This window comes from Variovorax guangxiensis (assembly GCF_003952165.1).
Classification (GTDB): domain Bacteria; phylum Pseudomonadota; class Gammaproteobacteria; order Burkholderiales; family Burkholderiaceae_C; genus Variovorax; species Variovorax guangxiensis.
Window position 1 is genome coordinate 185,586 of the sequence record NZ_RXFT01000010.1, and the last position, 11,963, is coordinate 197,548.

An 11,963-nucleotide genomic window follows, 5' to 3' on the forward strand; every position below is an offset into this window, starting at 1 on the left:
CGCTACTTGCCGCCCGCGCCGCTGCCTTCGTCGTTGCGCGCCAGCTCCCGCCGCATCCGCTCGGCGACCGCGCTGCGCCCGTGGGCGTCCAGCTTCAGGTAGATGTTCTTGAGGTGCCACTTGACCGTGTCCAGCGACAGGCCGAGCGTGAGCGCGATCTTCTTGTTGGGCAGCGACTGCAGCAGCAGCTCGGCGATCTCGGCCTCGCGCAGCGTGAGCAGCCGCGTCAGGCGCCGGTCGTCGCGCAGGCGCGGCACCGGCGCAGGCTCGGTGCGCGCGTCGAGCTGCGAACGGGCCTGCGCCTCGATGCGCTCGATGAAGAAGCCCAGCACCGGGTCGAGGTTGGGGATGGACGCCGCCGTGCGGATCAGTGGCAGGACGTTGTCGTGCGCGCCCAGCAGGGTCTGCAGCAGCCCGAGCCGATGGCCCAGGCGCAGGGCCGCGCACACGCGCGCCCTGGACGCCTCGGCGCGGCCCAGCCTGCGTTCGACCTCGGCCGCCTGCAGCTGCAGGGCGGCGACGAGGCCGACCTGCCCGAGTTTTTCGTAGTGCCGCGACAGGTTTTCGATTCTTTCCAGCATGGAGGGCTGGTCGCCGTCGTGCATCGCCATGCGGATGCGCGCGCGCTCCACGACGTCGGCGATGCGCCGCAGCGTGCCGTGGCCGACGGCGGGATGCCGGGCGTGCAGCGCTTCCAGTTCCTGCAGCGATTCGCGCGCGGCGCCGGCGTCGCCGTTCGCGAGCTGGACACCGAGCTGCTCCAGCAGCACGCAGGCCAGCGCGCGGTCCATGCCGTAGCGCCGCAGGAAGCAGCCGGCCTGCGCGAGGTGCTCGAGCGCCTCGCGCTGGCGGCCGGCGGCCTGCTGCGCGCGGTTGGCCACGATGATCATGCGCAGCGTGGTGTCGGGAATCAGCCCGTCGTGCGTGCCCAGCTGCTCCTGCATGAAGCGCGCCGCTACCAGCGGGCCCTGCTGTTCGTACAGAACCTCGACCAGCAGCTGGGCGGTGAGCCGCGCCGCCTCGCCGCAGCGCGCGCCGCGCTCCTGCGCCTCGTCCAGCACCTGGCGGTAGATGCGCTCCGCCCGGTGCATCTGGCCTTCGATGGCGTACGACAGCCCGACCAGGCACTGGCCCACCAGCGAGCCGAAGAGGGTGCCGGCGACCGGCTCGCCGTCGATGCGGGGAGCCGGCTCGTCGCGCTGGATTCGGCGCGCCTCCTCGAATTCGCCGCGATGCAGGTGCAGCCAGGTCAGCACGTTGCGCCTGCCGGCCACCGCGAACTCGTCGGCCGCGGGCGGCGGGGCCAGCAGCTCGGGCAGCAGCCAGGAGAGGGCGTCGTCGTCGTCGTTGCGGATGGCGAACAGGCAGCCCAGCAGCGTCAGCCGGTAGCGCATGGCCGGGTCGAGCGCGCCGGGCCTGGCGCGCAGGCGCTCGATGCTGCGGGCGCAGTCGTCCAGCCTGTAGTCGGCCAGCTCGACCCAGCCAATCCAGAGACCGAGATTGGCGTTGTCGCCGACCGTCCGGGCGTCGAGCTGGCGCAGCAGCGCGATCACCTCGCTCATCTTGCCCCGGGTGAAGAGCGCCTCCGCGCCGCGCTCGGCCAGCCGGCCTGCCGTTTCGTGGTTGTTGGCCGCGAGCGCGTGCCGCACGGCCTGGTGGTGCATGCCGCGGGTCGCGAAGGCGTGGCAGGCCGTGGCATGCACCCGCAGGCGCGAAGCTTCGGGCCAGGCCGCGAAGCGCACCAGCAGCACGCTGCGCAGCAGCGGATGCATGTGCCACCAGCGCTCGTGGGTGGCTGTCTCGGACGTTTCCACCACGAGCGACAGCAGGCCCTCGCGCACCAGCGGCTCCAGCAGCTCGGCGCACAGGGCCGGGGTGTAGCCGTCGCCGGCCAGGTCGGCGCACAGCGGCGCGCTGAAGCGCGTGGTGGCGGCGCAGCACGTGAGCAGGCGCAGCTGCGTTTCCGACAGGCGAGGGAAGACGTGCGCGTGGAAGTAGGCCGCGAAAGGCTCCGGGTCGGGCACGCCGTGCAGCAGCGGCGACTGCACGCCGCGCCGGCGGCGCACGTCGGCGCTGGCCAGCCGCAGCAGGGCCGGCCATCCCTCGGTCAACCGGTGGATAGTCGCGGCCGCGCGCTCGTCGAGGTGAGGCAGCCGCATGCCGAGATAGTCGATCGATTCCGGCAGGCTGAAGCGCAGGTCGTCGTTGCGCAGTTCCAGCACTGTCTTGGAGGCGGGGGAGTGCGCCAGCGTCATCGGCAGCTCGTCCTGGCTGGCGAACACGCACAGCAGGTTCGGCGGCGCGTATTCGACGAGCAGCTGCAGCGCGTGCAGCACGTTGCCGCTCTGGGCGCACTGCACGTCGTCCACGATCAGCACCACCCTGCGGCCATGCGCCGCGATGCCGCGCACCAGCGCGATGACCAGCCGCTCCGTCGAGAGCGCATCGGGAACGGCGTGCGCCATGGCCTGCCTGGGAATGGCGGTGTCGATGCCAGCGAGGGCCGACATCAGGCCGGTCATGAAGTGCAGGTCGCCCTCGGGAAGATCGGCGAGCCTGAGCCAGGCGATGCCGGCGTCCGACGAGACCAGCTCGCGCTGCCAAGTCAGCAGCAGCGAGCTCTTGCCGAAGCCGGCGGGTGCGCGCAGCACAACGCAGCGCCGGGTGTCCGGACCGTCGAGCCTCTCGAGCAGGCCTTGACGAACCAGCAGGCGGCGGCTTCGCGTGCGCAGAGCGGGCGTACCGGGGATTGGGGCGGGTTGCATCGCTGCGGATTCTGAGTCATCCCGCGCGCGGATCGGATCCCATATTCGAGGGTTTGCCCCTCCCCACCCTTCGAGGGTGGGGTGGCGCGCGGCCGCGCTGCCGATGAGGCAGCGCAGCCCTCAACAACAAGTCCACTGGAGAAAGCCTCATGTTCGATCTCTCGAATCTCAAGATCGGAGCCCGCCTCGGGCTGGGTTTTGCACTGTTGCTGCTGTTGCAGCTTGTCATCACCGGCATCGGCCTGCGCGAGATGGCGCGCCTCTCGCAGAGCGTCGCCTTCGCGACCGAAGTGGGCCAGCGCAAGCTCGACGAACTCAACAACGTGCAGTCGGCCATCGGCAAGCGGGCCATCGCGGCGCGCAACCTGGCGCTGGTGTCCGATCCGGCGGCGCAGAAGGGCGACATCGACCTCGTCGGCAGCTCGCAGCGCGAGATCGACGCCGGCCTGCAGAACCTCGCCGCCGTGATGGCCGCGCCGGACGCCTCCACCCCCGAGGAGCGCAGGATGCTCGAGAAGCTGCGCGCGCTCGAGGCGCAGTACCTGCCCATCGCGAAGAACGTTGTCGGCCTGGCCACCTCGCGCCAGACCGACGCGGCCGTGAAGGTGCTGACGCAGGAATGCATGCCGCTGCTCAACCAGGTGCTGGCGCATGTCTCGGCCTTCCAGGCGATGCTGCGGAAAAGCGCCGACGAAAGCACCGGCTCGACCCAGGCGGCGTACCAGCGCGCCAAGTGGATGATCCTGTGGATCAGCTGCGCTTCGCTGGCCGGCGGGGTGCTGCTGGCATACCGCATGACCCGCTCCATCACGCGGCCGCTGGGTCAGGCGGTGACCGTGGCGCAGCAGGTGGCCTCGGGCGACCTGACGGCGCGCATCGAGGTGGCCGACGCCTCGGAGTCGGGCATGCTGATGCGCGCGCTGCGCTCGATGAACGACGAGCTCGCCAAGGTGGTGGGGCAGGTGCGCGACGGCACCGATTCCATCGCCTCGGCCTCGGGCCAGATCGCTTCGGGCAACCGCGACCTGTCGTCGCGCACCGAGGCGCAGGCCAGCTCGCTGGAGCAGACGGCCGCCGCCATGCAGGAGCTCACCGGCACCGTCAGGCAGAACGCCGACAACGCGCGGCTGGCCAACCAGCTCGCCGACTCGGCCTCGCAGGTGGCCTCGCGCGGCGGCGCGGTGGTCGATCAGGTGGTGGAGAAGATGGCGTCCATCAACGCCTCCTCGAGGAAGGTGGTGGAGATCATCGGCGTGATCGACGGCATCTCGTTCCAGACCAACATCCTCGCGCTGAACGCCGCCGTGGAGGCGGCCCGCGCCGGCGAGCAGGGCCGCGGCTTCGCGGTGGTGGCCTCGGAGGTGCGCAGCCTGGCCCAGCGTTCGGCCGCGGCGGCCAAGGAAATCAAGACGCTGATCGGCGACTCGGTGGGCGAGGTGGAGGCTGGCAGCACCCTGGTCAACGAGGCCGGCAAGACCATGGAGGAAATCATGGGCAGCGTGCGGCGCGTGACGGACATCATGGCGGAGATCACGGCGGCCAGCCAGGAGCAGGCGGCCGGCATCGGCCAGGTCAACGACGCCATCAAGCAGATGGACCGCACCACCCAGCAGAACGCGGCGCTGGTCGAAGAGGCCTCGGCCGCCGCGCAGTCGATGAACGACCAGGCCGCGGGGCTGGTGCACGCGGTGCGGATGTTCAAGCTGGCCTGAATCCGCCCTTCAGCGGCCGGTCAGTTCGACTTGCGCCACTGCTCGCGCCAGAGCTTGTCGAGCTGCGGCGCGAGCGTGGCGGGCGGCGAGCCCAGCAGGCGGTTGCCGCCGTTGCGCTGCACCAGGCCGTAGATGCGGCCGGAGCCCTGGTCGTACAGCGCGATGGCGTTGTTGTCGTAGCAGTCGTGCGGCTTGCAGAAGGCATGCAGCAGGTAGCGCGTGCCATCGACCGTCACCCATTGCGGTTCGGGTGCCGGGCCTTCGCGGCGCACCAGCCAGCGCTCGTTTTCGCGCGTGCCCAGCGCGGCGCGCCAGGCCTTCTGCATGGCGGGGCCCTGCGCCAGCGCGGCGGGGCTCCCGGTGGGCGGCGGCGGTACCTTGGCGGCAGGCTCGGGCGGAGGCGGCAGCGCGCGGGCGGCGCCGTTGCAGCGCCAGTAGCGCAGCTTCATCATCTCGGGGCCGAGCTGGCCGGCCAGGGGCTTGTCGGCATCGAGGGTGGCGTACTGGCCGCGCGAGCTGCGGTAGACCAGGAAGGTGAGGGCGCCGGCCTTGCCCGTGTCGCCCACCAGCGCCACGTCGAAGCCCGCGGGCGGCGGGCTGTTGCCGAAGAGGCTGTGGACCGTCTGCGGCTCGCGTGTGACCACGCGGCGCTTGCCGCTCTCGGCGATCAGCGAATCCTGCCGCACCTGCAGCGCGGCGGCCGAGTTGTCCGCGCAGTCGGCGGACCAGCGGCCGGTGTACTGGGCGATGTAGTTGGGAAGCTGCTGGCCGCCCTGTTGCGCCCAGGCGGCGGCCGGCAGCAGCGCGGCCAGCATGGCGGTGCGCAGCAGGGCCCGGGAGTGGTCGGTGGTCGTCGCTGTGGTCTTGCTTCTCGTCATTCGTCGTGGTTGTCTTGTCTCAGGCCGATCTGGGCGCGGGCGTCTTGGGCCTGTAGGAGCAGAAGGTGGCCACCGCGCATTCCCAGCAGCGCGGCTTGCGCGCCACGCAGATGTAGCGGCCATGCAGGATCAGCCAGTGGTGGGCATGCAGCCGGTACTCCAGTGGGACGCGCTTCTCGAGCTTGAGTTCCACCTCCAGCGGCGTCTTGCCCGGAGCCAGCCCGGTGCGGTTGCCTACGCGGAAGATGTGCGTGTCGACCGCAATCGTCGCCTCGCCGAAGGCCACGTTCAGCACCACGTTCGCCGTCTTGCGGCCGACGCCCGGCAGCGCTTCCAGCTCGGCGCGGGTGCGCGGCACCTCGCCTCCGTGCTGTTCCACCAGCATGCGGCAGGCCTCGATCAGGTGCCTGGCCTTGCTGCGGTACAGGCCGATGGTCTTGATGTATTCCTCCAGCCCCTCCACGCCCAGATCGAGGATGGCCTGCGGCGTGTTCGCCACCGGAAAGAGCTTGCGGGTGGCCTTGTTCACGCCCACGTCGGTGGCCTGGGCCGACAGCAGCACGGCGGCCAGCAGCTCGAAGGGGGTGCTGTACTCCAGTTCGGTCTCGGGCTCGGGGTTGGCCGCCTGCAGGGTGGCGAAGAAGAGGGGGATGTTGTCTTTTTTCATGGGCGTCGGAAGTGCGGCAGGCAGGGGGCCGGCAAGGGGCCGGCAAGGGCGGCAGCCGCAATATATCGTCGAAAGCAGATAGCCTTACGCAGCTTTATTGCCCGCGCTTTGGCGACAATGCCACCCCAGAAAGAGAGACCGACCATGCAATTCGCCTCCCGCCTCGACAACGTCGAGACCTCCGCCATCCGCGAACTCTTCAAGCTGCTGGGCAAGCCAGGCATCATCAGCTTCGCGGGCGGCTTCCCCGACAGCGCCATGTTCGACGTCGAAGGCCTCAAGGAGGCGAGCCAGAAGGCACTCACCGAGGAACCCGGCGGCGCGCTGCAATACGGCGCCACCGAAGGCTACGAACCCCTGCGCACGCAGCTCAGCTCCTTCATGAAGACCAAGGGCGTCGACGTCGACCCCAGCGGCCTGATCGTCACCACCGGCAGCCAGCAGGCGCTGGACCTGCTGGGCAAGACCATGATCTCGCCCGGCGACAAGGTCATCGTCGAGGGCCCGACCTTCCTGGCCACCATCCAGTGCTTTCGCCTCTACGGCGCGCAGCTCATCAGCGCGCCCATCGACGCCAATGGCGTGAAGACCGACGAGCTCGAGAAGCTCATCGCCGAGCACAAGCCCAAGTTCGTCTACCTGATTCCCACCTTCGGCAACCCCAGCGGCGCCATGCTGAGCCTGGAGCGCCGCAAGAAGGTGCTGGAGCTGGCCGTGAAGTACCAGACGCTGATCGTCGAGGATGACCCCTACGGCGACCTCTACTTCGGCGAGGCCCCGCCGCCTTCGATCATGTCGCTGAGCAAGGACGTGCCCGGCAGCCGCGAACTGCTCGCGCACTGCGGCAGCCTGAGCAAGGTGCTGAGCCCCGGCCTGCGCATCGGCTGGATGATCGCGCCGCCCGAGCTGCTGGCCAAGGCCACCATGTGCAAGCAGTTCAGCGACGCCCACACCAGCACCTTCTCGCAGGCCACGGCCGCGCAGTACCTCAAGAGCGGCCGCATGCCCGCCACGCTGGCGCATGTGCGCGAGGTGTACGGCCAGCGCGCGCAGGCCATGGGCGCGGCGCTCAAGCGCGAGCTGGGCGACGCGGTGAGCTTCACCCAGCCCAACGGCGGACTGTTCTTCTGGGCCCGCCTGACGGGCGCCAACGGCAAGCTGGCCGACGCGAACGAACTGGCCAAGCGCGCCATCGAGAAACTGGTGGCCTTCGTGCCCGGCGCGCCGTTCTTCGCGGAGAAGCCCGACGTTGCGACTCTGCGCCTGAGCTTCGCGACGGCCGACGTGGCGAAGATCGAAGAGGGCGTGAAGCGCCTGGGCCAGGCCCTCTGAAACGCTGAAGGCCGGTGGTGTGCGCGGTCTGCGCGCCACCGGCCGGACGCTGGCTAGAACTGGTACCTGGCGCTCGCGACCAGCGTGCGCTCGTTGCCGGGGTAGTAGTTATCGTATGCGCGCGAAGCGGTGTATTTGCGGTTGGCCAGGTTGGTCGCCGACAGCGCCAGGCGCCACGGGCCGGTCGTGTAGTGCACCGTGGCGTCCAGCAAAGCCACGCCGCCTTCGGCGGTGGTGTTGGCCACCTGGTTCCAGCGCTTGCCGATGTAGCGTACGCCGCCGCCGAAGCCTAGGCCGTTGTTCATGGTGTATTCGAGCCACAGGGACGCGGATTGCTTGGGAACCTGGATCGGCATCTTTCCGAGCTCTCTCGTATCGGCGCTCTCCAACACCTTCATGTCGAGCGCGGTATAGGAGGCGATGAAGTTCAGGTTGCGAGCCAGCTCGGCCTTGGCTTCCAGTTCGAGGCCGCGCGAGCGGATGCGGCCGATCTGGCGGGACTCGAAGGTGTTCTGGTCGTAGGTGACCACGTTCGATTTGCGCAAGTCGAAAACGGCCGCTGTGAACGAAGTGCGCGAGTCTTCGGGCTGATACTTGATGCCGGCTTCGACCTGCTTGCCCCTGGTCGGCCGCAGCGGGCTGCCGTTGAGGTCGACGCCGCTGGTCGGCATGAAGGACGTGGCATAGCTGACATACGGCGCCCAGCCGTTGCCGATCAGATAGCTCAGGCCGGCACGGCCGCTGAACTTGTTGTCGGCCTGGCCTTTGCGGGAGTTGTTGATTCGGTCGGTGGTTTCGGACTTCACACGATCCTGCCGGCCACTGAACGTGAGCACCCAGCGGTCATCGATCCTGATCTGGTCTTGCGCGTAGAAGCCGAGCTGCTGGGTGATCTGGGTGTAGTCGCTGCGGGGGAGCGTGGGCTCTTGAACCGGCACCAGGTTGATGGGGTTGCGCAAGTCGAGGCCGGGTGCCGGTCCGGAGAACTCCTTGGACGTGTAGCGCACGCGGGTCGCGTCGAAGCCGAACAGCAGCGTGTGCTCGGCGATCCCGGTGCGGACACGGCCCTGCAGCTGCGCGTCCGAACTCCACTGGCTGAACCACTCCGGAAACGAGCGCGCGCTGCGCGTGAGCGTGTAGTTGTCGGGGCGCAGCGCATGGCGCAGGATGTGCTTGTCGACGCGGGCGTTGGAGTAGCGCAGGTTGTGGCGCACCGTCCAGCTGTCGTTCAGTTCGTGCTCGAACAGGTAGCCCAGCGATTCCTGGCGGTTCCTGATGCGGCTGAACTTCGGGTCGCCGCGCATGATGCCGGTATTGCGGCCTGCGTTGTCCACGACATTGAAGATGTCGTCGCTGGCCTTGTTGTCGAGAAATTCGCCGAGCAGCGTGAACGAGGTTTTGGCCGTGGGCCGCCAGCGCAGCGAAGGAGCCAGGTAGGTGCGCTTGTTCGCGAACGGCGTGCCATCTCCGTAGCGCATCTGCGAATTGGTGTCCAGGCCGAGGCCCACCAGGCGGTAACTGAGCGTGTCGCTGGCGACGCCACCCAGATCGAAGGCCAGTTGCTTGCGCTGGAAGCTGCCGTACTTCACCTCGACTTCGCGCACCGGCGTGTTGTCCGGCATCTTGCTCACGCGGTTGATGATGCCGCCGGCATCGCCCTGGCCGAAGACGGCCGAGGCCGGCCCGCGCAGCACTTCGATGCGCTCGAGCCCGTAGGTCTCGGTCACGGCGTAGGCTGGCATGGCGAGGCCGTCGCGGTAGCCTGACATGCCCGATGTGGCGTCGAAGCCGCGCATCAGGATCCAGTCGATGCCCCGGGGATCGAAGCCCCAGTTGCCGACCGCAACGCCGGGCGTGTAGCGCACGGCTTCCATGATGTCCTGGGCGCCGCGTGCATCCATTTCGTCTCGACCGATGACCGAGATCGACTGCGGCACTTCGAGCAGCGGCGTGTCGGTCTTGGTGGCGGTCTGGCTGCGCCGGGCCACATAGCCGGGCACGGGGCCGATGGCGTCCTCGGGCTGCGCCGAGGCGCTGACCGTCACGGCCGGCAGCGTGTTGCCGGAGCCCTGCGAAGCGCGTTCGATGACCAGCGTGTTGTTCGTTGTCTGTCCGGCCAGGCCGGTGCCTTGCAGCAGTTGGGCGGTGGCCGCGCCCACGCCCAGGCCGGCCGGTATCGCCTGGCTGCGCAGGCCGTTCAGCAAGGCAGGCGGCGCCAGCAGCTGCAGTCCGGCCTGGCGGGCCAGTTGGTTCAGCGCCTGGTCCAGCGGCTGGGAAGGGATGGCAACGCCGATGACCGCGCCCAAAGCCGCCGGCCTCGCCTGCGGAGCCAGCGGCATCGGGGTGCCTTGCGCCATTGCGCTCTGGCCCGCTTGGGCGGCACAGGCCAGGGCGGCGGCGGAGATCAGGTGGCGCGAGGCGCGGCGTGGAATGATGGTGCGGGAAGGCATGCGATGAGGTCGGTTCATTTCTGGGCCATGGAAATCCGGACGGTCCGCTGGGCGGACTTTTCCGGGCTCTGCAGGCTGATACGACCGAGCGGCGCAAATCCCTCACGCGATTTGCAAAAGAAATGCGATGTCAGGGCTGCGAACGGCGCGCGATGACGATGGCTTGCGGGCTGCCAGGCTCTTCGCGCACCTGGACCGGCAGGCTCCCGGGCAGCAGGCGCAGCCAGGTTCCGGCCTGCGCGATCTGCACGCGGCCGAACACCGGCAACGAAGCGGCATCGGGCTCGATGCGCAGCGGGCGCGGGCTGTAGCGCGCGAGACGGGAGACGACCTCTCCCAGCGGCACGTAGTGGAAGTCGAGCCAGCCTTCACGCCAGGACGCCACCGCGGCGGCCTCGCCGGGATGCGCCGTGGTGAACCGCCGCGACGCATCGATGCGCGCGCTGTCGCCGGCGCCGAGGATGCGCTCTTCGCCGCCGCCGCTGCGAACCCGCACTCGGCCCGATTCGACCGCCACGCACAGACTGCCGTCTTGCAGCGCGGCTTCGAAACGTGTGCCGAGCACGGTGATCTCGTGGCCCAGCGCGGTGACGACGAAGGGGCGCGATTCGTCGCGCGCCACGTCGAAGAAGACGCTGCCCGCGAGCAGCCGCACGGTTCGGCGTGCCGCGTAGTAGGTCACTTCGGCGCGGCTGTCCGCATCCAGCGTGAGGCGGCTGCCGTCCGGCAGGGCCTGGCTGCGGATGCGGCCGATGGCGGTGGACAGGCTCCCTTGGTAGTCCGGCACCCATTGACGCCAGGCCTGCCAAAGCACAGCGCTGCCGATGCCCAGGCCGGCGATGCCGAGCAGCGTGGACAGGGCTCTGCGGCGTCCGGTGCGTACCGGCACGGCGTCGCCTCGCCACCGATGCAGCGCGGCTTCGATGCTGTCGAGTGCGCGCATCACCTCGCGCTCGACGGTCTTGATGGAGACGCCGTAGCGTTCGGCCAGCGCGGCGTGGCCGATGCCTTCGAGCCGGTCGGCCAGGAAGATGTCGCGGCTGCGCTGGGGCAGCTGTCTCAGCGCGGCGTCGACGGCATCGAGGGCCTGCCGGTGGGCGCAGAGATCGGCGACGTCGTGCGTGCCATGTTCGCGTGCGGCGCAGTCGTCGGCGTCGATGTGCGATGCCGTGGCAAAGCGCTCCATGCCGCGCCGGCGGCGACGCAGGTGGTCGATGGCGATGTTCTCGGCCACTGCGTACACATAGGCGCGTGCGGCGGGCTCCGGCGGGGTCTCCCCTCCGTGTTGCGGGCTTTCGGCACGTTCGGCCAGGCGCAGCCAGGTGTCATGCGCCAACTCGCGCGCGTCATGCGTGCTGCCCGTGCGGCGCGCGATGAACCGCACCAAATCCTGGTAACTGTCCTGAAAGGCGCGAAGCAGCAGGATGGAGGAGAGTTGGGCGGACATCTGGAATGAATACGTCGGTATTGCTCTCCAGATTATTATCGAGAATGGTTCTCATTTGTGAGGTCAAGCCGCAGGGCTTCGTGCAGCAATCTGGACGCTCAGGGCGACCGGTGCAGCCGGGGCGCCGCGAGCAGGTCCAGGTTGTCCGTGATGGCCGCATCCACGTTCGGATAGCGGCCTTTCATCTTCGACAGCGTCATGATCGTCTGCAGCGCCTTCAGGTCCTTCACCGAGGGCGCGACCTTGATCTGAGCGATGGCCGCGGTCGGGTTGCCGCCGTTGATCAATGCCATCACCTTGCTTGCCCAGTCGTTCGCGCGCGCCATGTCGTCACCTGTCCTGTTGTCCGTGGAATGAGTCGACTGTACACAGCGGGTTAGGATCACCCATGAGAAAAACCTTCCAGCTTCAGGTCGAGGGCAAGCACCCCGACCGTCTACTCGAAGCCATCAAGCACGAGATCCGCAAGTACATCAAGCGCGAGCGGCGCCGCGAACTGCCCGAGGGCATGGACTACTGGGACTTCGACTGCCGCTTCGGCGCCTCGAAGGAATCTGCCGAGGTCATACACCTCTCCGCCATCACCGGCCTGATCGACGGCGTGGCGAAGGAGGGTGGCAAGCAGTTCTACATCGAGATCCTGGCCAAGCCGGCGCAGCGCAAGGCGCGCCCGGCAGGCTCGCCGGAATCCGAACCGCCCGAAGAAGGCTGA

General features: G+C 68.9%; 9 protein-coding genes. 3 read left to right on the forward strand and 6 right to left on the reverse strand.

Annotation, left to right across the window (positions count from 1 at the left end; genetic code table 11):
- Positions 1 to 2: 2 nt before the first annotated feature.
- Positions 3 to 2,765, reverse strand: coding sequence for a LuxR C-terminal-related transcriptional regulator (locus EJP67_RS22750; protein ID WP_126023979.1), 2,763 nt, complete (start codon positions 2,763 to 2,765; stop codon positions 3 to 5).
- 149 nt (positions 2,766 to 2,914) lie between these two features.
- Here EJP67_RS22750 and EJP67_RS34140 point away from each other — a divergent pair, with 149 nt between their 5' ends.
- Entirely contained in the window at positions 2,915 to 4,477 is a 1,563-nt protein-coding gene (locus tag EJP67_RS34140) for a methyl-accepting chemotaxis protein (RefSeq protein WP_126023980.1), read from the forward strand.
- 20 nt (positions 4,478 to 4,497) lie between these two features.
- Here EJP67_RS34140 and EJP67_RS22760 read toward each other — a convergent pair whose 3' ends face one another.
- Both EJP67_RS22760 and nth read right to left on the reverse strand, forming a co-directional pair.
- Positions 4,498 to 5,355, reverse strand: coding sequence for an Ivy family c-type lysozyme inhibitor (locus tag EJP67_RS22760; protein WP_126023981.1), 858 nt, complete (start codon positions 5,353 to 5,355; stop codon positions 4,498 to 4,500).
- 19 nt (positions 5,356 to 5,374) lie between these two features.
- A complete protein-coding gene (gene nth, locus EJP67_RS22765) occupies positions 5,375 to 6,022 on the reverse strand; it encodes an endonuclease III (RefSeq protein ID WP_126023982.1) in 648 nt (215 codons plus the stop codon).
- 144 nt (positions 6,023 to 6,166) lie between these two features.
- On the opposite strand from nth, the gene EJP67_RS22770 reads away from it, so the two are divergent.
- Positions 6,167 to 7,354 carry an aminotransferase-like domain-containing protein gene (locus tag EJP67_RS22770; protein ID WP_126023983.1) on the forward strand — a complete coding sequence of 396 codons (1,188 nt, stop codon included), beginning with the start codon at positions 6,167 to 6,169 and terminating at the stop codon, positions 7,352 to 7,354.
- Positions 7,355 to 7,407: 53 nt separating this feature from the next.
- On the opposite strand, the gene EJP67_RS22775 is transcribed toward EJP67_RS22770, so the two are convergent.
- The 3 genes from EJP67_RS22775 to EJP67_RS22785 form a co-directional block, all read right to left on the reverse strand.
- Positions 7,408 to 9,804, reverse strand: coding sequence for a TonB-dependent siderophore receptor (locus EJP67_RS22775; RefSeq protein WP_126023984.1), 2,397 nt, complete (start codon positions 9,802 to 9,804; stop codon positions 7,408 to 7,410).
- 130 nt (positions 9,805 to 9,934) lie between these two features.
- Positions 9,935 to 11,251, reverse strand: a complete 1,317-nt coding sequence (locus tag EJP67_RS22780; protein ID WP_126023985.1) for a sigma-70 family RNA polymerase sigma factor — start codon at positions 11,249 to 11,251, stop codon at positions 9,935 to 9,937.
- A gap of 98 nt (positions 11,252 to 11,349) precedes the next feature.
- Positions 11,350 to 11,577 carry a hypothetical protein gene (locus EJP67_RS22785; protein ID WP_126023986.1) on the reverse strand — a complete coding sequence of 76 codons (228 nt, stop codon included), beginning with the start codon at positions 11,575 to 11,577 and terminating at the stop codon, positions 11,350 to 11,352.
- Positions 11,578 to 11,639: 62 nt separating this feature from the next.
- Here EJP67_RS22785 and EJP67_RS22790 point away from each other — a divergent pair, with 62 nt between their 5' ends.
- The gene (locus tag EJP67_RS22790) at positions 11,640 to 11,963 is read left to right on the forward strand and encodes a DUF6172 family protein (protein ID WP_126023987.1); all 324 of its coding nucleotides are present in this window, start codon (positions 11,640 to 11,642) and stop codon (positions 11,961 to 11,963) included.